The 21911-nt window shown below is 74.3% G+C and carries 19 protein-coding genes and 2 riboswitches; of the genes, 6 read left to right on the top strand and 13 right to left on the bottom strand.

Annotated features, from left to right (window positions below; translation table 11 throughout):
- Positions 1-54 precede the first annotated feature (54 nt).
- The 8 genes from ML5_RS28735 to ML5_RS28700 form a co-directional block, all read right to left on the bottom strand.
- On the bottom strand, positions 55-1155 hold the full coding sequence (locus ML5_RS28735; protein ID WP_013477191.1) for an acyl-CoA dehydrogenase family protein: 1101 nt from the start codon (positions 1153-1155) through the stop codon (positions 55-57).
- Positions 1148-2308: an acyl-CoA dehydrogenase family protein gene (locus ML5_RS28730; RefSeq protein ID WP_013477190.1), complete on the bottom strand. Its 1161-nt coding sequence runs from the start codon at positions 2306-2308 to the stop codon at positions 1148-1150. Before ML5_RS28730 ends, ML5_RS28735 begins: the two co-directional genes overlap by 8 nt.
- Positions 2305-2559 carry a phosphopantetheine-binding protein gene (locus tag ML5_RS28725; protein WP_013477189.1) on the bottom strand — a complete coding sequence of 85 codons (255 nt, stop codon included), beginning with the start codon at positions 2557-2559 and terminating at the stop codon, positions 2305-2307. Before ML5_RS28725 ends, ML5_RS28730 begins: the two co-directional genes overlap by 4 nt.
- Positions 2560-2563: 4 nt before the next feature.
- Positions 2564-3811 (bottom strand): decarboxylase, encoded by a 1248-nt coding sequence (locus ML5_RS28720; RefSeq protein WP_013477188.1) that lies wholly within the window; start codon positions 3809-3811, stop codon positions 2564-2566.
- Positions 3804-5303: a class I adenylate-forming enzyme family protein gene (locus tag ML5_RS28715; RefSeq protein WP_013477187.1), complete on the bottom strand. Its 1500-nt coding sequence runs from the start codon at positions 5301-5303 to the stop codon at positions 3804-3806. Before ML5_RS28715 ends, ML5_RS28720 begins: the two co-directional genes overlap by 8 nt.
- Positions 5300-6544 carry an acyl carrier protein gene (locus ML5_RS28710; protein ID WP_013477186.1) on the bottom strand — a complete coding sequence of 415 codons (1245 nt, stop codon included), beginning with the start codon at positions 6542-6544 and terminating at the stop codon, positions 5300-5302. Before ML5_RS28710 ends, ML5_RS28715 begins: the two co-directional genes overlap by 4 nt.
- A gap of 76 nt (positions 6545-6620) precedes the next feature.
- Positions 6621-7841: an inositol-3-phosphate synthase gene (locus tag ML5_RS28705; protein WP_013285783.1), complete on the bottom strand. Its 1221-nt coding sequence runs from the start codon at positions 7839-7841 to the stop codon at positions 6621-6623.
- Between the two features lie 39 nt (positions 7842-7880).
- The gene (locus tag ML5_RS28700) at positions 7881-9155 is read right to left on the bottom strand and encodes a DegT/DnrJ/EryC1/StrS aminotransferase family protein (RefSeq protein ID WP_236619313.1); all 1275 of its coding nucleotides are present in this window, start codon (positions 9153-9155) and stop codon (positions 7881-7883) included.
- A 105-nt stretch (positions 9156-9260) separates the two neighbouring features.
- Here ML5_RS28700 and ML5_RS28695 point away from each other — a divergent pair, with 105 nt between their 5' ends.
- From ML5_RS28695 to ML5_RS28685, 3 genes are read left to right on the top strand one after another with little or no spacing between them, the layout of a single operon-like run.
- The gene (locus ML5_RS28695) at positions 9261-10460 is read left to right on the top strand and encodes a glycosyltransferase (protein ID WP_013477184.1); all 1200 of its coding nucleotides are present in this window, start codon (positions 9261-9263) and stop codon (positions 10458-10460) included.
- 14 nt (positions 10461-10474) lie between these two features.
- Positions 10475-11914, top strand: coding sequence for a condensation domain-containing protein (locus tag ML5_RS28690; protein ID WP_013285786.1), 1440 nt, complete (start codon positions 10475-10477; stop codon positions 11912-11914).
- Between the two features lie 38 nt (positions 11915-11952).
- Positions 11953-13188, top strand: a complete 1236-nt coding sequence (locus tag ML5_RS28685) for an MFS transporter (RefSeq protein WP_013477183.1) — start codon at positions 11953-11955, stop codon at positions 13186-13188.
- Positions 13189-13209: 21 nt separating this feature from the next.
- Here ML5_RS28685 and ML5_RS28680 read toward each other — a convergent pair whose 3' ends face one another.
- Together ML5_RS28680 and ML5_RS28675 are read right to left on the bottom strand one after the other, a co-directional pair.
- Positions 13210-14238, bottom strand: a complete 1029-nt coding sequence (locus tag ML5_RS28680; RefSeq protein ID WP_013285788.1) for a ribonucleotide-diphosphate reductase subunit beta — start codon at positions 14236-14238, stop codon at positions 13210-13212.
- A complete protein-coding gene (locus tag ML5_RS28675) occupies positions 14229-16625 on the bottom strand; it encodes a ribonucleoside-diphosphate reductase subunit alpha (protein ID WP_013477182.1) in 2397 nt (798 codons plus the stop codon). Before ML5_RS28675 ends, ML5_RS28680 begins: the two co-directional genes overlap by 10 nt.
- 114 nt (positions 16626-16739) lie before the next feature.
- Positions 16740-16956, bottom strand: a riboswitch (cobalamin riboswitch).
- Between the two features lie 120 nt (positions 16957-17076).
- Between ML5_RS28675 and ML5_RS28670 the strand changes: the two genes are divergently transcribed.
- Positions 17077-17922: a PrsW family glutamic-type intramembrane protease gene (locus ML5_RS28670; RefSeq protein ID WP_013477181.1), complete on the top strand. Its 846-nt coding sequence runs from the start codon at positions 17077-17079 to the stop codon at positions 17920-17922.
- Positions 17923-18009: 87 nt separating this feature from the next.
- On the opposite strand, the gene ML5_RS28665 is transcribed toward ML5_RS28670, so the two are convergent.
- The 3 genes from ML5_RS28665 to ML5_RS28655 form a co-directional block, all read right to left on the bottom strand.
- Entirely contained in the window at positions 18010-18633 is a 624-nt protein-coding gene (locus ML5_RS28665; protein ID WP_013285791.1) for a LysE family translocator, read from the bottom strand.
- A 3-nt stretch (positions 18634-18636) separates the two neighbouring features.
- Entirely contained in the window at positions 18637-19149 is a 513-nt protein-coding gene (locus ML5_RS28660) for an acyl-CoA thioesterase (RefSeq protein ID WP_013477180.1), read from the bottom strand.
- Positions 19150-19279: 130 nt separating this feature from the next.
- Positions 19280-19487, bottom strand: a riboswitch (cobalamin riboswitch).
- Positions 19488-19517: 30 nt separating this feature from the next.
- Positions 19518-20084, bottom strand: a complete 567-nt coding sequence (locus ML5_RS28655) for a DM13 domain-containing protein (protein ID WP_013477179.1) — start codon at positions 20082-20084, stop codon at positions 19518-19520.
- Between the two features lie 101 nt (positions 20085-20185).
- Between ML5_RS28655 and ML5_RS28650 the strand changes: the two genes are divergently transcribed.
- Together ML5_RS28650 and ML5_RS28645 are read left to right on the top strand one after the other, a co-directional pair.
- Positions 20186-20884: a response regulator transcription factor gene (locus ML5_RS28650; RefSeq protein ID WP_041784320.1), complete on the top strand. Its 699-nt coding sequence runs from the start codon at positions 20186-20188 to the stop codon at positions 20882-20884.
- Between the two features lie 8 nt (positions 20885-20892).
- Positions 20893-21909, top strand: a complete 1017-nt coding sequence (locus ML5_RS28645; RefSeq protein WP_013477177.1) for a sensor histidine kinase KdpD — start codon at positions 20893-20895, stop codon at positions 21907-21909.
- Positions 21910-21911: the final 2 nt, after the last annotated feature.

The raw sequence follows: 21911 nt of genomic DNA, 5'->3' as shown, positions 1-21911 counted from the left end.
CACTGTGCTGTCGTCGATCGGTCTTCCGGCGCCGCCGCGCGCGGGACGCCGCGCTCAGGTCACCGCGCCCGCCAGTTCGTCGGCGTGGTCGGCGATGCCGGCGAGCATCGCGCCGGTGGCGCCACCGGCGATGCCGAACATGGCCGCCTCGGTGCGCAGCTGCGCCTCCCCGCCGTCGCGGAACGCGTCCGCGCCGCGCAGGCGCACCGCCTCGGCGGCGACCCGGTCCACGGTCTCGGCGGCGCTGACCTTGAGCAGCATCCCGGTGACCGCGGACGGGACGGCCGCCGGCGCGTCCAGCAGCGGCGCGCACAGCGCGTCGAGCTGGTGCGTGGCGACCAGGCACCGGGCGTACCGCTCGCGGACCGCCGGGCGGTCCCACAGCGTGCCCGTCCCGGCCGGCCGCCGCCGCAGCCAGTCGTGCAGGCCGGCAAGCATCCGGTGGCACATCGCCCGGGCCCACAGCGCTCCGGCGACCCGTTCGACGCCGACCTGCCGGGCGAACCCGGCCAGCGCCCGGCCGGGGCGGCCCAGCACGGCGTCCGGGTCGAGCGCGACGCCGGCGAAGCGCAGGTGGCCCACGCCGGATCCGGCGAACGCCCGGCCGGCGGACTCGGCAGTCACGCCGGGCGCGGCGGCGGGCACCAGCACCCAGCAGAAGCTGGTGAAGTGCCGCGCCTCGCGGTGCCGGGCCAGCACCAGCGCCGCATCGCAGCTCGTCGCGTTGGTGATCCAGTCCTTGCCGCCGTCCAGGACGGCGCCGTCGTCGCCGGGCTTCACCCCGGTCGTGGCGTCGAGCAGGTCCGAGCCCGACCCGGCGGCGTCGGTGACGGCCAGCGCCACCACCGTCTCGCCGCGCAGCATCCCGCGTCGCGCGGCGTCCGCCGGGCCGGTCGCGCCGGCCAGCAGCGGCAGCACTGTGGCGACCTGGACGCAGACCGACAGCGTCACGCCGAGCGGGCACCGGGCGTCCAGCTCGGTGAGCAACGCCGACAGCCGCCGGGGGTCCGGCTGGACGCCGTCCGGGTAGAGCGCCTCGATGATCCCGGCGACGCCCAGCGCGCGCCACACGGCGCCGGAATCGGTGGGGTCCACCCCGGACAGGGCCGCCCGCACCGCGGCGGCGTCGTCCCCGGCGGGCGTCGGCTCAGGCAAGACGCACCCCCGGGTCGCGCAGCGACAGCGCCCCGTTGGCCAGGCGCAGCCGGTCGTTGGCGTAGTTCAGCGAGGCCGAGCGCAGATCCCGGAAGGTGCGCTCCAGCGTCAGCGGCGAGTCGGTCAGGTAGCCGTGGCGCAGGCCGGTCAGCTCGACCAGCTCGTCGGCGGCGGCGAAGGACTCCTCGGCCGCCCGGATCTTCAACGTGTTGAGCAGCAGTTGCACCGGCGCCGCCGACATGTCCGGCGCGTCGGTGACCACCGAGACGGTGTGCCGCAGCAGCGCGTGCGCCGCGTCCAGCCGGGCGCGGATGCCGGCCAGCCGGAGCAGCACCAGCTCGGAGGAGGGGGCGAACTGCCGCCGTCCCGCCTCGCTGCGGGCGTGCCGCAGCACCCGGCCGTACGCCCCGGCCGCCGCCCCGATCCAGGCCGCCGACCAGCCCACGTGCGCCAGCGGCGCGAAGACCCGGGTGGCGATCTCCCGGAACCCGCCGTGCTCGCCGATGACCTGCCACTGCGGCACCGCGCCGCGCAGCCGCATCGGGACGCTGTGCGTGGCCCGCATGCCCAGCGGGCGCCACCCGCCGGTCACCTCGATCTCCACCTGGTCCCGGTCGGCGTAGACCAGGTCCACCTGGGCGGCGGAGCCGGCGCCCGGCGCGCGGGTGGTGATGAGGAAGGCGTCCGCGTACGGGCCGCCTGTCACGATCGGGGCCTGACGGTCGATCCGCAGCATCTCGCCGTCGTGCTCCAGCGCCGACTCGGAGGTCAGCAGGTGGCCGCCCTTGCCGGCCTCGGTGGTGACTGAGCCGAGATACCGCTCGCCCCGGGCCACCGCCGGCAGCACCTCGGCACGCAGCTTCTCCCCGCCGTACGCGGTGATCGCCGCGACCTGCTGGCAGTGCATGGCGAAGACCATCGCCACCGACATGTCCACCCGGCCCAGCGCCAGTGTGACGTCGACCAGGTCCGGCAGTGTCCCGCCGGCGCCGCCCTCGGCGGCCGGGACCAGCAGCCCCAGCAGCCCGGTACGGCGCATGGCGGCCAGGGCCTCGGTGGGGAAGGCGGCGTCCTCGTCGGACTGGCGGGCGTGCTCCGCCGCCACGTCGGCCACGGTCTCGACGGCCGGGGCGTACCCGGCGGTCGCGGTCATCGGGAACCACCGCCGACCGGGGCGCGCAGCTCCTCGACCACGCTCCACAGTCCACCGGCGGTGGCGAAGGTGGAGTCGACCAGCTTGTCGTCGGGCACGGCGACCCCGAACGTGTCCTCGATGGCGAACAGCAGCTCGATCTCGCGCATGGAGTCCAGGCCGAGGTCGCGCAGGCGGGCGTCCTCGGTGATCTCGTCCGGCCCGGCGAACTTGAGGAACGGGCGGAGCAGTTCGGTGAATTCGGCGTTCATGACGTCACCTTTCTTCTCGGGGTTCGGCAGTGGCGCCCGGCGTGTCGACCGGGTGCCGCGTCAGGGTCAGCCGGGACGTCTCGACGACGCGGTCGCCGTCGCAGACGACCTCGACCGGCGCGGGGTGGCCGAGGAAGGCCAGCAGGCTCGCCGAGAGCCCGTACGCCCCGACGTTCGGCACGGCGAGCACGTCGCCCGGCCGTACGTCGGGCAGGTTCGCGGCGCGGGCCCAGGTGTCCAGCGGCGTGCACAGCGGCCCGGCGACGATCGCGGCCTCCAGCGGCGCGCCGTCGCGGCCGTCGGCGGCGTGCAGGGCGGGTACGAGCGGCGGCAGCCGGCGCAGGCCGGACATCCCGCCGAGGTGGTTGATGCCTGACTCCAGCACCACCACCGGCGTGCCCTGCGACCGCTTGAAGTCCAGCACGCGGGTCAGCAGCGTGCCGGCGGTGGCGGTGAGGAACCGCCCCGACTCGAAGGCCACCTCGGGGGTGCCGTCGCGCCAGGCGGGGAAGAGGTCGTCCAGCGCCGTGGCGACCCGGTCGGCGAGGCCGGTCAGGTCCGCGTTCTGGCCGGGCCGGGCGAACGGCGCGCCGAAGCCGCCGCCGAGGTCGAGCAGGGTGAGGTCGATGCCGAGCAGGTCCCGCAGCCGCCGGGCGGTACGCGCCGCCGCGGTGAACTGGGCCACCAGCGCGTCCACCGAGTCGACGTTGCTGCCGGTGTAGAGGTGGAATCCGCGTACCGGGGCCGACGGGCGGGAGCGGAACCGCTGCGGTTCCTGTTCGATCCAGTCGACGTCGGCGCCGAACTGCGACGCGACGCCGGTCATGGTCAGCCCCTGGCCCGGGTTGGGCACCCGGTCGTTCACGCGCAGCAGGCAGTGCACTTCGACGCCGTGCGCGGCGGCGATCCGGTCGGCCTGGTCGAGGCCGGCCGGCGAGTCGACGGAGAACCAGCGGACCCCGCCGCGTACCGCCTCGGTCACCTCGGCGTCGCGCTTGCCGGGTCCGGTGTAGAGCATCCGGTCGCCCGGCACGCCGGCCCGCAGCGCCGCTGCCAGTTCGCCCGGCGAGCAGATCTCGGCGTCGCAGCCGGCGGTGTGCAGCGCCGCGACCAGCGCCGGGTGCGGGTTGGCCTTGAGCGAGTAGAACAGCCGGCTGGGCGCGGGCAGCGCGGCGACCAGGGTGGCGTGGCTGGCACGTACCCGGGCCAGGTCGTAGCGGTACGCGGGGGTGTCGAAGGGCAGGTCAGCCACGGTGCTCACCCGCCAGCCGGGCCAGCGCCCGCCGGTCCACCTTGCCGTTGCCGGTCAGCGGCAGGTCGGGCAGCACGACGCAGCGCGCCGGCACCTTCATCTCCTCCAGCTGTTCCCGCAGCCGGCGCAGCACGTCGGCGGGGGTCAGCTCGGCCACCACGAACAGCGTCGCGCCGTCGCGGCCGTCGGCCGGCGGCAGCACCCCGGCCGCGTCCACGCCGTCGACCCGGTACGCGGCGGCCTCCACCTCGGTGGCGCTGACCCGGGTGCCCTTCTCCTTGTAGACGTCGTCGCGCCGGCCGGCGAAGTGGACGTACCCGTCGGCGTCCACGTGACCGTGGTCGCCGGTGTGCAGCTGCGGGAACAGTCCGTGGGCGCGGCGGAAGCGCTGCGCTGTCAGTTCGGGCCGCCGCCAGTAACCGGCCATCACGTGCGGGCCGCGTACCACCAGCTCGCCGCGGACGCCCGGTGGCTGACGCCGCCCCTCGGCGTCGACTGTGAAGATCTCGGTGCCTGGTAGCGCCCGCCCGCAGGCGCCGGGCCGGCGCAGGTCGGCGTCCGGCGGCATGATCGCCGCGCGTTTGCACTCGGTGAGGCCGAACATCAGCTGGACGCTCAGGCCGGGCAGCAGCCGGCGCAGGCCGGCCAGCACCTCCGGCGGCATGGCCGCGCCGGTGTTGGTGAGCAGGCGCAGCGGCGGGCGCGGCGCGCCGGCCCGGCCGAGCAGCCGCAGCAGGTTGATCGCGAGCGACGGTACGCAGGGCAGCACCGTGGCGCCGGACTCGACGAGGGTCGCCAGCAGGCGGCCACCGGTGTCCCCGGGATCACCGAGGCGCAGCCGGGCGCCGGCGACGGTGCTGAGGAAGATCTGGTAGAGGCCGTAGTCGAACGACGGCGGCAGCAGGACGTGCACCACGTCGTCGGGCCGGTAGCGCAGCTCCGACTGGATCGCCCGGACCGCGAACGTGACCTGGGCGTGCGTGGACACCACTGCCTTCGGCATGCCGGTGCTGCCGGAGGTGTAGATCAGGCAGACCGGGTCGACGGCGAGCGGGGCCGGACCGGCGGGCGCGCCGCCGATGGCCACGCCGGACGCGGCGCGGCGCGCCTCGACCGCGCCGCGCACCGGGACGCCGCGGGCGCGGGACAGGCCGGCCAGGACCGGGTCGTCGGTGAGGACCAGGCCCGGCTCGGCGTCGTCGAGCACGTGGGCGAGGGCGACCTCGGGGGCCGGCGTCCGGAGGACGACGAAGACCGCGCCGGCCCGGGCGACCGCGTACAGCAGCGCCGGCAGGGCCGCGTCGGCGGGCAGCGCCACCAGCACCCGGTCGCCGCGCCGGACGCCCTGCCCGCGCAGCCAGCCGGCCAGGCGCAGGCTGTCGGCCCGCACCTGACGGTACGTGAACTCGACGGTCCCGTCCCCGACGGCGGGCGCGTCGGGGCGCGCGCCGGCGGTGCGGTCCAGCAGGTCGTGCAGCAGGTCGGTACTCATCGGGCACCTCCGGTGGCGGCGCCGAACATGGCGCACAGGGAGCCGACGTCGCGCAGGTCGGCCGCTGACAGCGCGGTGGCCGGCACCTCGACGCCGAGCCGGCGTTCGACCCGGTCGATGACGTCGACCAGCCGGAACGAGTCGAAGCCGGGCAGTTCCCGGAGCACGTCGGTGGTGCGCAGGGCCGAGCCGTCCAGGTCCAGGGTGTCGCCGAGCGCGCCGAGCACCGCCGCGCGTACCCCGTCGTCACCGGCCCGCTCCGGCGCGGGCGGCGCGGCGGCGTCGCCGGTCGTGCCGGGCGGCCCGGCGATCGACTCCAGCGCGGCCAGGTGGTCGGCGATCAGCTCGCCGAGCGCGTCCGCCAGTTCCGGCGCGGCCGGCCGGCCCGCCTGGGCCCGCCGCAGCGCCACGTAGCTGCGCGTGGCGAGTTGCTGCCAGCGCGCGGCCTGCCCGGCCAGTGCGGCGACGGCCTCCGGCGCGACCGCGGCGAGCCAGCGTTCGTGCAGGTCGCGGGCGCGGGCCAGCAGCCAGACGTCGAGGACGAAGCGGTGCAGCCCGGCCACGGTGTCCAGGGCGGCGCCGGTGCGGGTCAGGTAGTTGTCGATCTCCGGGCGGGCCCGGCCGGCCCGGGCGGCGTTGCCGGCGAGCATGGCGGGCACGTCGATCTCCGGGGCCGGGTGCGCCGTCACCGCCAGGGTGTGCGCGCCGCCGGCCAGCGCCGTGTCGAACGCGGCGGCGGGCAGCCGCCACACGCCGGGACGCGCGGGGCCCCAGGCGGTGTCGTTGTGGTACGCGTCGACCACTGTGACCTCGTCCGGCGCGGCGGCCGTGACGAGGAAGCTGTGCCGCATGTGTTCGTGTTCGTGGTAGGGGCACCAGGGCAGGTCGTACGCGTCGGCGGTGACGTAGAGCGGCTGGCCGGGCGCGCACAGCCGCCGCACCTGCGGGCCGTCGAGCTGCATCCACCGGCCCTCGACCCGCAGGCCCAGGAGGTCGACCGCCTCGGCGGCCCGGTCGTCCGAGGTCGCCTCGACTGTGACCAGGCCGTCCTGGTCCCGGGTGCGGAACCCGTACCGGGCGCCGAGGGCGAGGTGGCTGCCGGACCCGTTCGCATGGTCGGCCAGCAGGGCGAAGCTCGTCTGGAGACAGTCCAGCGCGGTCGCGTGCAGGCCGGTCAGGATCGGCGTCCACACCGGATCCGTGGTCGGCCGGTCCGGCGCGTTCGGGACGTGGTGGGACATGGGGGACTCCTCGATGCGGGTACGTGGGGCGGGGCCGCCGGCGCGGAGGGTGCCGCGCCGGCGGCCGGTACGAAGGTCAGCTGCCGGCGCGGCCGTCCAGACCGTTGGCCCAGGAGGCGAGTGCCTGCGCCTGCTCGGCCAGCGCGTGCTCGTCGGTGCCGATCGGGTCCTTGAAGAAGAACCCCAGCTCCTCGATCGGGCCGACGTGGCCGGCCCGGTGCGCCGCGGCGGTCAGCCGGGCCAGGTCGAGCACGAGCGGGGCGGCCAGCGTGGAGTCGACCCCGCTCCAGGTCAGCTGCATGGACATCCGGACGCCCAGGAACCCCTCGAACGAGACGTGGTCCCAGGCGGTCTTGTGGTCGCCCAGGTCCGGCACGTTGTCGATGTGCAGCGGGGCGGTGACGTCCTCACCCAGCAGCGCGGGCAGCACGCCCGACTTCGAGCTGAGCTTGCTGCGCGCGTTGCGCGGATCCTCCAGCGTCGCGCCGTCGCCGCCGCCGAGCAGGTTCACCCCGGCCCAGGAGAGCACGTGCAGGGCGCGGGAGGTGAACATCGGCGCCAGGGCGGTACGCAGCAGCGTCTCCCCGGTCTTGCCGTCGGAGCCGGCGAACGGCACGCGCTCCCGCTGCGCCATCATCTCCAGCGCGGGCAGCCGGGCCCCGGTGGACGGGGTGAAGTCGACGAAGCCGCAACCGGCCTGGAACGCCGCGTACGCGACCACCGAGCTGGCCGGTAGCGCCTTGTCGTCCGGGTCGGCCATGGCGCGGGTCAGCGCGTCCAGGTCGTCGTACTCGGGCCGGTGGTCGGCCGGCGGCTCGGTCGAGGACACGTTGATGACGACGACCCGGGACAGCCCGTAACGGCTGCGGAACTCCTCGATGTCGCCGGCCAGCCGGTCGACCACCTCGGCCAGCGGTGCGGTCTCGGTACGCGCGTCGTACCCGGTGCGCAGGTTCTGCTCGACCTCGGGCAGGCTGCCGCGCACGGCGGCCAGCACCGGCGCCGGGATGACCCCGGAGTCGACGAGCGACTCGGCCTTCTTCTCCAGCGGCGTGTCGACGATGTCGTGCCCGCCGACCACCAGGTCGTTCCAGCTCGCCAGCGGCGCGTCGCGCAGCATGCCGGTGTCGGTGACGCAGCCGGTCGAGTCGGCCATGCCGGCGCGCAGCGCCAGCAGACCGGTGATCGCGGTGGTGGCGACCGAACCGCGGGCGCCGTTGAGCCACACGCCGACGGGCGCGTCCGTGTCGGGGGACGGGGTCGGGGCGTGCGAGGTCTCGCGTTGGGTGACGGTCACGGGAAGACTCCTTCTCTGGGTGCGCCGGGACGGCGCGGTTCAGCGGGTGAGCACCTTGGTGACGGCGGCGGCGATGTCCTCCATGTCCTGTTCGGCGCCGAGGAAGGTGCTGTGGTGTGTCTGGACGGTGTGGGCGGCGAGCCACTCGGTGTTGGGGTACGTGCGCTCCCGGTGGATCGCCGCGAAGCGTTCGGCCAGCGGCGCGAGCAGCGGCTTCGTCCACGGCTGGAGCAGCCGGCTGCGGTGCAGCGGCTCGTCGGTGCAGTAGAACCGCCGGCTCAGCTCGGCGGTGAGCGCGGCGGCCACGGCGGCGTTGTCCATGCCGGCCGGGAACTGGTCGAAGACGATCGTGCCCTCGTAGATCGAGATGCGCGTCTGCCCCGCCGCGGGTCGCAGCAGCCGTACGCCGTCCACGCCGTCGAGCAGCTCGCCGAGCAGCCGGTAGTTGTGGTTGCGTACCTCGTGCTGCTCGTCCAGGGTGGTCAGTTGCGCGCAGGCCACCGCGGCGGAGAACTCGTCCAGGCAGAAGTTGGCCCCCTGCACACCGGCGCTCTCCTCCAGGTCCAGTTCCCCCGGGGGCGTCCGGTCGCCGCGGTAGCGGCGCGAGTCGGCCCGCAGCTCCTGGAGCACCGGCGCGAGCGTGTCGTCGTCGGTGACCACGGCCCCGCCCTCACCGCAGGTGAGTACCTTGCCGTGCTGGAAGCTGAAGCAGCCGATCCGGCCGAGCGAGCCGGCTTGACGGCCCTGCCAGGTGGCGCCGTGGGCCTGCGCGCAGTCCTCCACGACGGAGATGCCGCGCGGCCTCGTGACCGCGTCGAGCGCCGGCACGTCGGCCATGTTGGAGGCCCAGTGCACGGCGACCACTGCACGCGGGTCCACCGACAGGTCGAGGTCGTCCGGCCCGACGCAGCCGGTGTCACGGTCGACGTCGACGAGCACCGGGACCAGGCCGGCGCGCAGCGCGGCGGTCGCGGAGGCGGTCCAGGTCAGCGCCGGTACGAGCACCGTCTCGCCGTAGCCGAGGCCGAGTGACTCCAGGGCCACCACCAGGGCGCTCGACCCGTGGTCGACGGGTACGCAGTGGCGGGTGCCGACGTAGCGGGCAAAGTCGGCCGCGAAGCGGCGCTCGAACAGGACGGCGTCGCCGACCGACGGGCTGCTGATCGCCCACCGGCCGCCGGTCAGCACCGCGGAGAGGTTGCCGGCGGCGTCCGGAGCGGGGATCGGCCAGCGTGGCCATGGACGGTCGGGCGGGCGGACCGGCCGGCCACCGTCCACGGCGAGCCGCCGGTCGAGAGGGATGGAGGTCGTCATGCCTTCGACCTTGATGCTCATCGATACATCAGCGGTACACACGCGATAGCCGGGACGGCCGGAGCCGTGTATCGGTGTTGTATCCCGGTGGTCGAACCTCGGGGTATGAGCCGATCCGCATCGCCCGTGGGCGAACCGACCGAACCTCGCGCCGTCGCTCGTGGCGTCTCCGTCGTCATCCCGGTCAAGGACCGGGTGGCGGAGATGCGCCGCCAGCTTCGCAGCCTGCGCGACGCCGCCCCGAACTGCCCGGAGCCGGTGGAGGTGGTGGTCGTCGACGACTCGGCGCCCGCCGCGGCCGCCGCGCACCGCGCCGCCTGCGCCGAGTACGGCGCCCGCTACGTGCGCGGCCCCCGGCACGTCGGGGCCAAACGGAACCTGGGCGTCCGGCACGCCCGCTACGACCTGCTGCTGTTCACCGACTCCGACTGCCGGGTGCCGGCCGATCTGATCACCCGGTACGCGGCCCGGCTGCGCGCCTCCGGCGAGGAGGTCGCCGGCGTCACCGGCCCGGTGGTCGTCGAGCCCGGCGACAGCGCGTTCTTCCGCGTGATGCGCCGCTCGTACCTGCTGCTCGGCGACCTGACCCGGCCGCTGCACTACGAGCGCGTGTCCTGGGGCGCCGGGGCGAACATGGCCCTGAAGCGCTCCGTCTTCGAGGCGGTCGGCGGATTTCCGGAGGACTCCCCGATGCCGCTGGGCGGTGAGGACCTGCACCTCGGGCTGCTGCTCACCGACGCCGGCTACGCGCTGCTCACCGACCCGGGCGGGGTGATCACCCACGACACCGGCGTCGCCGACACCTTCCGCGCGGTCGCCTACCGGTTCACCACGTACGGGCGCTCCGAGCAGTGGCTCTGCCTCGCCCACCCGCACCGGCGCCGGTTCGTGCTCAACACCGCCAGCACGCTCGCGGTGACCGCCCTGGCCGGGCTGCTCACCGCCCGGCGCAGCGGGGGGCGCAGTCTGCTCGCGGTACCGGCCGTCGCGGCCGCCGTGATCGCCGCGAAGACACCCGGCCGGCTCGGCGGTGACCGGGGACCGCGCGCGGTGGCCGAGTCGATGGCCTGCGCGGCGATCGAGACGCTGTTCGACGGGGCCGCGTTCGTCACCTCGCTCCGGCTCGGCCGCCCCGACCTGCTCTTCACCGGCTTCCGCGCGCCGGACGAGGCGGACTACCAGCCGGACGAGGCGGATTACCAGCCGGACGGGACGGACTACCGGCCGGACGGGGCGGACCGTCGGCCGGACGAGGTGGACCGGCGACCGGTCCCGCCGGTGGCCGCGCCGCCGGTGGCGGCCTGACGGGGGGAGTCGCAGTGCCGACGACGTTTCCGCTGGCCCCCGGCCAGCAGATGATGTGGGAGTTCATGACCGCGCTCGACCCGGCCCGTCCCGGTGCCGCCCGGCTCGTGGTGGTGGAGTTCCGCCGGCTGCGGGGCACCCTGCGGGTCGACGTGCTGCGGCAGGCGATGCAGGACGTGGTGGACCGGCACGACGCGCTGCGGATGCGGTTCGACCGCATCGGCGTGGAGCCCGAGGTGCGGATCCTGCCGCACGTCGAGTCGCCGCTGGAGTACGTCGACCTGTCCGGCCTGCCGCCGGCTGAGCAGCAGGCCCGCGTCGAGCGGATCGCGTACGCGCACCGCAACGACGAGTTCGACCCCGGCCGGGCGCCGCTGTGGCGGGCCGCCCTGGTCCGGCTCTCCGAGACCGAGCACGTGCTCGCGCTCTGCTTCTTCCACATGGTCTCCGACGGCTGGTCGTGCCGCGTCGTGGTGGAGGACCTGTGCCACGCGTACGCGGCCCGGCTCGGCGCGGCCGATCCGCAGCCGCCGCTGGGCGTGGACCACACCGCACTCGCCGCGCTCCAGGAGGCGGAGCAGGCCGGGAACGGCGTCGACGCCGCCGCCCGGGCCGCGTACTGGCGGGACCGGCTGCGGCCGGTGGAGCCGTACCAGTTGTTCCCGGCGTCGCCACCGGCGCCGGACGTCGCGCTCAGCGCGGAGGTGGCCACCCGCTTCGCGTTCCCGCCCGAGGTCACCGCGCGGCTGCGCCCGGCCGCCCGGCGGGCCCGCACCAGCCCGTACGTGCTGCTGCTCGCCGCCTACCTGGTGCTGCTGTCGCGGCGGGCCGGCCGGCCCCGGGTGGTGCTGGGCACCACCACGCTGGGCCGGGAGAGCCCGCTGTCCCGGCAGCTCGTCGGCCAGTTCACCAACAACGTCTACCTGCCCGTCGCGGTCGCGGCGGACGCGCCGATGAGCGCGGTGGTAGACGCCGCGCACGCCTCGCTGGCCGAGGCCGTCGCGCACGCCACCGCGTTCCACCGGCTGGCCCGGGCGGTCCGCCCCGACTTCGCGGCGATCCGCCCCTGGCCGGACAACCACCTGTTCGACGCCTGGTTCCAGTCCGCCGCGTCGGCGTCGCCGGTGCTGCACTGCCCGGGGCTGCGGGTGGAGCCGGTCGACATCACCGCCCGGCCCGCGCCCGGCACACCGCCGCCGGTGGTCGCCGCCGACGTGCCGCCCGAATGCCTGCCCGTCTGGGTCAAGCGGGGCTCACCGATCGTCGTGGTGGACGACGACCGGGCCGGCGGCGTGGTGATCCGCAACCGGGGTGTCTTCGGCGACGACCTCGTCCGCGGGCTCATCGACGACTACGTCGCGGTGGTCTCGGCGCTCGTCACCGACCCCGGGACCACCCCGGCGGAGGTCCACCTTCCTGACGGTGCGTGCTTCCTCGACCACGCGATCGGGTAGGAGTTCCGACGGACCGATCGGAGAGAGGTACGACGACCATGACGGACACCTCGACGAACCAGCACACGACGGAGCAGCCCGCGCCGCCGGTGCCACGCTCGGCCGTACGGGCCCGCTGGTCGGTGGCGCTGCTCTTCGTCATCATGGGCCTGGCCATCGGCGGGTGGTCGGCCCGCGTGCCGGAGGTGCGGGACGCGGTAGGCGTCGGCAACACCGGCTGGGGCCTGGCGAACATCGCCACGAACGCCGGGGAGCTGGTCTCCCTGGTCGTGGTGGCGGTGCTGATCAGCCGGATCAACACCCGCCGGCTGGCGCTGGCCGGGGCCGCGCTGATCCTGGTCAACGCGCCGCTGCTGGCCGCGTCCACCACAGTGGTGGCGCTTGTGGGCGGGCTGGCGGTCTGGGGCTTCGCGGCGAACCTGCTGGCCACGCCGATGAACGCCCAGTCGGTCGAGGTGCAGAAGCGTTACGGGCGGCCCATCCTGTCCACCTTCCACGCCGGCTTCAGCATCGGCATGCTGGCCGGTGGCCTCTGCGGCACCGGCGCCGCGGCGATCGGGATGTCCCCGTCGGCGCAGATGGCTGTCACCAGCGTCCTGCTGGGAGCGCTGCTGGTCGGTACGCACCGCTGGCTGCCTGATACGCCCCGGCAGGAGACGAAGGACGGCGAGGACCGGCGGCGGCTGCGTGACCGGTTCACCCCGCAGCTGCTGCTGCTCGCGGTGATCGCCTTCCTCGCCTCGTTCATCGAGATGGCCGGCGCACAGTGGAGCGCGCTGTACGCGACCGAGGTCGCGGGCGCTGCCGCGGTGCTCGCCGCGGCCACGTACACCTGCCTGTCGCTGGCCGCCACCGTCGCCCGGCTGTTCGGCGACCGGCTGGCCGGCCGGTTCGGGCGGATCCGCTTCGTCCGGCTGTCCGCGCTCGTCGCCACCGCCGGCGTGGCGCTGCCGGTGGCGTACCCCCATCCGGCCGCGGTGATGGCCGGCTTCGGACTGCTCGGCTTCGGCCTGGCGTGCGTGACCCCGACGGTGCTCGGCTTCGCCGGCGAGCAGCCCGGCCTCACCTCGGGTGAGGGCGTCTCGGTGGTGGCGATGGGCCAGTGGCCGGGCGCGTTGCTCGCGGCGCCGGTGATCGGCCTGCTCGCCGGCGCCCTGGACCTCCGCAGCGCGTTCGTGGTGGTGGCCGTGATGGCGATCGCCGTGGTGGCGTTGATCGGGCGGGTCCGGGCGACGGCGCTGCCCGGCGAGAGCCCGGTCCCGCCCCGGCCGTGACGGCCGGGGCGGGGGCGGCGGTCAGAAGTCGTCGTCGAAGGTGACCGAGCCGGTCACCCCGACCTGGTACGCCGACACCCGGCGCTCGAAGAAGTTGGACAGCTCCTGCACGTCCTGCAACTCCATGAACGCGAACGGGTTGCCGCTGCCGTACATGGGGGCGATGCCGAGCACTGCGAGGCGCCGGTCGGCCACATGCTGGAGGTACTCGCGCATGTCGGCCAGCGACATCCCGGGCACGCCCTGCCCCAGCAGGTCCTCGGCGAAGCTCACCTCGCACTCCACCGCCTCGGCCAGCATCTCCTTCACCTGCCGCTCCATCTCGTCGTCGAACAGGTCCGGCTCCTCGGCGCGTACGGTCTCCACCACGTCGAAGGCGAACGCCATGTGCATCGACTCGTCCCGGAACACCCAGTTGGTGCCGGAGGCCAGCCCGTTGAGCAGGCCCCGGGAGCGCAGGAAGTAGACGTAGGCGAACGCGCCGTAGAAGAACAGGCCCTCGATGCACGCGGCGAAGCAGATCAGGTTGAGCAGGAACGCCCGCCGGTCCGCGCGGGTCCGTAGCTCGCGCAGCTCGAAGATCGAGTCGATCCACCGGAAGCAGAACTCGGCCTTGCGGGCGATCGACGGGATGTTCTCCACCGCGTCGAACGCGGCGAACCGTTCCTTCTCGTCCGGCACGTACGTGTCGAGCAGGTTCAGGTAGAACTGGACGTGCACCGCCTCCTCGAACAGCTGCCGGGACAGGTAGAGCCGGCCCTCCGGGGAGTTGACGTGCTGGTAGAGGTTGAGCACCAGGTTGTTGGCGACGATGGTGTCGCCGGTGGCGAAGAACGCCACCAGCCGCGACACCAGGTGCCGCTCGGCCGGGGACAGCTTCGCCAGGTCGGCGAGGTCCGAGTGCAGGTCCACCTCCTCGACCGTCCAGGTGTTCTTGATCGCGTCCTTGAACCGGTCGAAGAAGCGCGGGTAGCGCATCGGCCGCAGGGTCAGGTCCATGCCGGGGTCGAGCAGCATGTGCCGGGTCGGTGCGGTGGTGGTCACTGGCATGCCTCGCAGCTCTCGGGGTTCTCCAGGGAACAGGCCAGCGCCTCGTCGTCGCTCACGGCGGAGACCACGCCGGAGACCGGGGCGAGCACCGGCGCGACGGTGGCCTGCTGGATGCGGGTGGCGGGACGGGAACGCAGGTAGTAGGTGGTCTTCAGCCCGGCCTTCCAGGCGTACAGGTACATCGAGGACAGCTTGCCGATGGTCGGCGCGCTCAGGAACAGGTTCAGCGACTGGGACTGGTCGACGAAGGGCGCCCGCGCGGCGGCCAGGTCGATCAGCGCCCGCTGCGGCAACTCCCAGGCGGTGCGGAACAGCTCCCGCACCGGCGCGGGCAGCTCGGTGATGTCCTGCACCGAGCCCTCGGCCCGCTTGATCCGGTCGCGGACCTGCGGCGTCCACAGCCCGCGCGCCTTCAGCTCCCGCACCAGGTACGTGTTGACCTGGAGGAACTCCCCGGACATGGTCTCGCGCTTGAACAGGTTGGACACCTGCGGCTCCACGCACTCGTAGCAGCCGGCGATGGAGGCGATGGTGGCGGTCGGCGCGATCGCCACCAGCAGTGAGTTGCGCAGCCCGTGGACGGCGATCCGCTCGCGCAGCGCCGCCCACCGTCCGGCCTGCGCCGGCTCCGCGCCCCACAGGTCCGGGTGCAGGTCACCCTTCGCGGCCCGGGTCTGCGGGTACGCCGGATGCGGGCCGAACCGCTCGGCCAGCCCGGCGGAGGTCTCCAGCGCGGTCAGCAGGATCTCCTCCTGCACGCGGGTGGACAGCTCCTTGGCCTGCGCCGAGTCGAACGGCAGGCGCAGCGTGAAGAACGCGTCCTGCAACCCCATCAGCCCGAGCCCGACCGGCCGCCAGCGCGGGTTCGACGCCGCCGCCTGCTCGGCCGGGTAGTAGTTGATGTCGATCACCCGGTCGAGGAACACCACGGCGGTGCGGACCGTGGCGCGCAGCCGCTCCCAGTCCACGCCGTCGGCGGTGACGTGGGCGCCGAGGTTCACCGAGCCGAGGTTGCACACCGCCGTCTCGGCGTCGTCGTTGACCTCCAGGATCTCGGTGCACAGGTTGGACAGATGGATCACGTTGCCCGGTTCACCGGTCTGGTTGGACAGCCGGTTCGCGGCGTCCTTGAACGTCATCCAGCCGTTGCCGGTCTGCGCGAGCGTCCGCATCATCCGCCCGTACAGGTCCCGCGCCCGGACCGTGCGCACCGCGTTCTTCTCCGCCGCCCGGTACGCGGCGTCGAACGCCTCGCCGTACAGGTCGGGCAGCTCCGGGGCGTCCGACGGGTCGACCAGCGACCACTCGCCGTCGGCCTCGACCCGGCGCATGAACTCGTCGGGGACCCAGTTGGCCAGGTTGAGGTTGTGCGTACGCCGCGACTCCTCGCCGGTGTTGTCCCGCAGCTCCAGGAACTCCTCCACGTCCGGGTGCCACGGCTCCAGGTAGACGCAGGCCGCGCCCTTGCGCCGGCCGCCCTGGTTGACCGCGGCCACCCCGGCGTCGAGCGTCTTGAGGAACGGCACGATGCCGTTGGAGCGCCCGTTGGTGCCCCGGATCAGCGCGCCCCGGCCACGTACCCGCGACCAGGAGATGCCGATGCCGCCGGAGAACTTCGACAGCTTCGCCACCTGGTGGTACCGCTCGTAGATCGAGTCCAGCTCGTCGCGCGGCGAGTCGACCAGGAAGCACGACGACATCTGGGTGTGCCGGGTGCCGGAGTTGAACAGCGTGGGGGAGCTGGGCAGGTACGCCAGGCTGGACATCAGCCGGTAGAAGCCGACCGCCTCGCCCGGGGTGCGGGACAGCCCGCAGGCCACCCGCAGCAGCCAGTACTGCGGCGTCTCCACCACCAGCCGCGACTGCGGGTGCCGCAGCAGGTAGCGGTCGGCCACCGTGCGCAGTCCGAAGTACTCGAACCGCAGGTCGCCGTCCGGGTCCACGGCGTCGTCGAGCTTGCGGGCGTGCCGGGCCACGAACGCGGCCGTCTCGTCGCCGATCAGTCCCAGCCCGTGCGCGTAGGCGATCGACTGGCTGAAGCTCGCCACGCCCTGTCCGCGGACCTCCTTGTCCACGTACGCGGCGAGCAGCCGCGCCGCCAGCTTCGAGTACTGCGGCTCCTCGCCGATCAGCTCCGCCGCGGTCTGGATCGACAACCGGTCCAGCTCGGCGGTGGTCGCCCCGTCGTAGAGCCCGCTTATCGTCTTCGTGGCCACCCGCAGCGGGTCCACCTCGTCCAGGTCGGCGACCCAGCGCTCGACCGCCCGGACGATCTTGCCGACGTCCACCGGCTCGGTGTCGCCGTCCCGCTTGCGTACCCGCATCGCCGGCCGGCGGGTCTCGGACCCGCCGGTTCCGGACGGGGGACTCTCCTGCACGACAGTCATGACCTCTCCTCGCTGTCACCGTCTGGAGACGGCGGGAGACGCCAACGGGCGCGGCGCACGGCCGGCCCGGCTGCTGGCGTCGGTCGTCCCGCGCGACCTCCGGCCGCCGTACGCGGAGGCGTACGGCGCGCTGGCAGGTCTTCGGACTCGCGGGCCCGACCGGGGTCGCCGGTCGCCTACCGGCCGTCGCTTCCCAGGCCGGTGGCCCAGTGCTGTTGACGGCTGTCGTTCCCACTCACCGCTGCGGGGCAGTCCCGGATTCCCACCGGGTTCCCTCTTGCCTCGGCCCCGCCCCGGAGGGCTCGGCCGAACCAGCTGCGGCACCACCATATATGGCGGTGAGGGCTTGCGTGCAACACCAGATGTCGTGTCGGCGTGTCGGAATGATCTCACTGTCCACAGTGCCTACCCCCGATTCCGGCGCGACCCGGCGGGCGCGATACTCGGCGGTATGGGGAATACCGGACGCCGCTGGGCGTGGGTGGCGGTCCTGCTCGTCGGCGTCGGGCTTCACCTGCTGGTGCTGGAGACACTCGCCGGCACCGGGACCGTCACGTTCGTCCCGGCGCTGATCGTGCTCGGCGCGTGCGTCGCGCCCGCCACATTCCTGGCCTTCGCCCAGGGACGGCCGGCCCGCCGCCCGGTCCCCGGCTCCGTCGTCGGCGTCGCCGCGCTCCTCGGCGGCGTGGTCGGCGTGGTCGCCGCCGGCTGGCTGGAGTACGGCACCCTGCACCGCCTCGGCGTCCTGCCGATGGCGCTCGTCGGCCTGGCCGAGGAGACCGCCAAACTGATCGTGCCGGCCGGCATCCTGCTGCTGTGGCGGCGGCACCCGTCCCCGGCGCAGGGCCTGGTGATCGGCGTGGCCTCCGGCACCGGGTTCGCCGCGCTGGAGACCATGGGCTACGCGTTCGCCGCGTTCGTCGGGTCGGAGGGCAACCTCGGCGCGGTCGAGCGGACGCTGCTGGTACGCGGTCTCACCGCGCCCGCCGCGCACCTGGCCTGGACCGGGCTGACCGCCGCCGCGCTGTTCACGTTCGCCGCCGCGCCCGGCGGCCGGAAGCTGGCGGCGTTCCTGCTCACCTTCGCCGCCGCCGTCACGCTGCACACCTGCTGGGACACGTTCGGCACCCAGCCCGCGTACGTGTTCATCGGCGCCGTGTCGCTGGGCTGGGTGCTGCTGCGCCTGCACCTGGACCGCGAGCGGCCGCCCGCGTCCGGGACGCCGGCGGAGCCGAACCGGGACCGGCCTCATGATCATCGCCAGTTCGCCGAGGTGGCGGGGTCGGAGCACTTCTGATGCCGCCACTTCGGCGTGATGGAGTCGATCAACCGGCCCGGGCATTGCCGACGCCCCACCGCGCTCCGCCACTCGCCCCGGTACGCCTCAGCCGGCGGCCAGCCGGACGCCGAGCGCGACGAAGGCGACAGCGCAGAGCCGGTCGACGCGCCGTGACCAGCGGCTGTCGCCCCACCGCCTGGCGAACCGCCCGGCGCCCACCCCGAGCGCCAGGTCCACGGCGAGCTGCACCGCGACGAACAGCACGCCGAGCAGCACCAGCTGCGCCGCCACCGGGCCCGCCTCGGGCCGGACGAACTGCGGCAGGAACGCCACACTGAACAGGATCATCTTCGGGTTGAGCAGGTTCGTCAGCAGCCCGCGCCGGAACGCCCGCCCGGCACCGCCGTCCGGCCGGTCCGCCGGGGCGCCGGGCCGGCCCGTGCCGCGCAGCGCCCGCAGGCCCAGCACGATGAGGTACGCCGCACCGGCCCACCGGATCGCGGTGAACAGCACCGGGGACGCGGCGATCAGCGTGGCGAGCCCGGCCACCACGGCGGCGACGTGCACCGCCTCCCCGGCGGCGACCCCGAGCGCGGCCACCGCGCCCGCCCGTGGGCCGTACCGGGTGGCGTTGGCGAGCACGAACATCATGTCCGGCCCCGGGGTGAGCATGAGCACCACGATGGCGGCCAGGTAACCCGCGAGCGTGGCCGCCGACAGTCCGAGCACCGGTCAGCCCTCCCCGGCGCCGTCGAGCAGCGCCCGGCGCAGCGCCAGCCGGTGTTCGCGCCGGATCTGCGCCTCCCGGTAGCGCCGCCGGTCGCCGTCGGTCTCGGCGTGCAACGGCGGCACCGGCCGGGGCTGCCCGTCGTTGTCCACCGCCACCATCACCAGGTGCGCGGTCGCCACGTCCACCGGCGGCACCGCGCGGTCCCACCGGTCCGCGCTGACCTTCACCGCCACCTCCATCGAGCTGCGGCCGGCCCAGGTGATCCGGGCGTCCACGTGGACCACGTCCCCGACGCGTACCGCCCGAAGGAACGCGGTCTCGTCGATGGCGGCGGTGACGGCCGGGCCGTCGGAGTGGCGGGCGGCGACCACACCGGCGACCGAGTCGATCAGGTTGAGGATGCGCCCGCCGTGGACCGTGCCCGTCAGGTTGGTGTGGTGCTGGTCCATGATCTGCGACAGGGTCAGGTGCGAGGCCGACGGTGGTCGGCCGGTGAGCGTGATGGTGTCGGGCACTGTGCGGTTCCGTCCTCGCAGAAGCGGACCGCCGACCGGCCGGGGTGTGCACGTCGAGGACACGCCGACGGCCCTGCGTACGACGTGTCACCCGCCCGACCCACCCGCGAGGTCGACGGCGGCGCGCACCGGTGGTACGCGCGACGCGGGCAGGTCTTCGGACTCGCGGGCGTGACACGAGGTCGCCTACTGGCCGTCGCTTCCCATGCCGTGGCCCAGTGCTGTTGACGGCTGTCGTTCCCACTCACCGCTGCGGGGCAGTCCCGGATTCCCACCGGGTTCCCTCTTACGACACCCGGCCGTCGCCGACCGGGTGAACCAGCGCTTCCCGCAGCGTAGACCAGCGTCCGAGGCCGGCGGCACAGGCGTCAGGCCGGCGCCGATCCCGTCACAGCGGCAAGCGGCGCCGCGCCGAACGACACCGCGAACCGCTTGCACCAGATCGACACGCTGCGCAGACCGTCCAGGTCCACCGACGCCGGGATGTCGTACGCCTGGTCGCCGATGTTGCCCTTGAGCCGGCCCAGCTCGACCCAGCGGCCGTCGTCGAACACCTGCCAGCCGGCCCGGCCGGGCAGCACCTTCCGGTCGGTGAGCCACACCCGCAGGTCGGGTCCGTCGGAGGTGTCCAGTCCGCGCAGGAGCAGCTGGCGGCGGCCGTCGGCGAGACGGACGAGCTGCGCCCGGCCGGACGTGTCGTGCTCGTGGGTGACGAAGTCACCGGCGGCGAGCACCACGTCGGCGGGCGCCGCGCCGGTCGGCGACGAGCCGGTCGTGCCGGCCGGCGCCGGTGAGGGCTCCGCCACAGTGGGCAGCGTCTCGCGTACCTCGCGGTCGGTCACCAGCCGCCACGGCTGGAACAGGTACAGGCTCACCCCGAGGCCGGTGACGGCCACGACGGCCAGCACCGACGACACCACACGTCTTCTGCCCATGCTCCGACGGTAGGCGCGTAGCCGGCGGAAAGATCTTTCCGTCCGCTTACGGGTCGACCGCGGGCCGCCGCACCGGGACGCCGATGGGTAGCGTCTGGCCCATGGGGCGCTACGTGCTCGTCGTCGACGACGACCGGACGGTGAGCGACGTCGTCCGGCGCTACCTCGAACAGGACGGCTGCCGGGTCCGGTTGTCCTTCGACGGGCCGGACGCGCTCGCCGCGGCCGAGGAGGAGCCGCCCGACCTGGTGGTCCTCGACCTGATGATGCCGGGTCTCGACGGCATCGAGGTGTGCCGGCGGCTGCGGCGCCGGCTGCCCGGCCTGCCCGTCGTCATGCTCACCGCGCTCGGGGACGAGGCCGACCGGGTCGCCGGGCTGGAGGTCGGCGCGGACGACTACGTGACCAAGCCGTTCTCGCCCCGTGAACTCGTGCTGCGCATCCGGTCGGTGCTGCGGCGCGCGGCCCCGCAGGACCGGGGACCGACAGGGGTGCTGCGCGACGGCGACCTCACCGCGGACACCGACCGGCGCGTCGCCGAGCGCGGCGGGCAGCCGCTGTCGCTGACCGTACGGGAGTTCGACCTGCTCGCGTTCCTGCTCGCGAACCCGGGACGCGCCTGGTCGCGGGCCGAGCTGCTGGACCGCGTGTGGGGCTGGCGGTTCGGCGACCAGTCCACAGTCACCGTCCACGTCCGGCGGCTGCGGGAGAAGATCGAGGACCGCCCGGCGCAGCCGCGCCGCATCGTCACCGTGTGGGGCGTCGGTTACCGGTACGAGCCGTCGGCGGCGTCCCGGTGAACGAACTGATGGTCATCGGGCTCTACGCCCTGCTCGCCGGCGCTGCGGTCGGCGCGCTCGGCGTCGGCGCGCTGCGGCTGGTGCGCCACCGGTCGATCCTCGCGCACATCGCGGTGCTGCTCGCGGTCACCATCGCCTCGGTGACGGCCGGCGTCACCGCCGTCGCCCAGGCCATGTTCCTGTCCGCGCACGACCTCCAGGTCGTCCTCGTCACGGTCGCGGCGTCCGCGGCGCTCAGCCTGGCCGTCGGGGTGGTGTTCGCCCGCCGCCTCGCCCAGGCGGCGGTCTGGGCCGACCAGGCCCGGCAGCGGGAACGGCAGCTGGAGGCCGGCCGCCGCGAGCTGGTCGCGTGGGTCTCCCACGACCTGCGTACGCCGCTGGCCGGGCTGCGGGCGATGGCGGAGGCGCTGGAGGACCGGGTGGTCGACGAGCCAGCGGCGGTGGCCGAGTACCACCGCCGGATCCGGGTCGAGACGGACCGGATGACGCGCCTGGTCGACGACCTGTTCGAGCTGTCGCGGATCACCGCCGGAGCGTTGCGGCCCGCGCTGTCCCCGGTGCCGCTCGGCGACGTGGTCTCCGACGCGATCGCCGCCACCGCGCCGCTGGCCGCCGACCGGCGGGTCCGGGTGCTCGCCCCGGAGACCGGCTGGCCGACCGTCCGGGCCGCCGAGGCCGAACTCGCCCGCGTCGTGACGAACCTGCTGGTCAACTCGGTGCGGTACACGCCACCGGACGGCACTGTCCGCATCGACGCCGGACGGGACGACGCCGACGCGTGGCTCGCCGTCTCCGACACCTGCGGCGGCATCCCGGAGGCGGACCTGCCCCGGGTGTTCGACGTGGCGTTCCGGGGCACCCGGGCCCGTACTCCCGCACCGGCCGGCGCCGACGAGGCGGCACCGGCCGGCGGCGGGCTGGGTCTGGCGATCGTGCGCGGACTGGTCGAGGCGCACGGCGGGCGGGTGCACGCGCACAACGTGACCGGCGGGTGCCGGTTCGTGGTCCGCCTGCCGGCGGTCTGACC

Origin of the sequence: Micromonospora sp. L5, from assembly GCF_000177655.2 — a bacterium.
GTDB lineage: Bacteria > Actinomycetota > Actinomycetes > Mycobacteriales > Micromonosporaceae > Micromonospora > Micromonospora aurantiaca.
The sequence above is the reverse complement of the archived record's forward strand: the minus strand, read 5'-3'. Positions and strand labels throughout refer to the sequence as shown.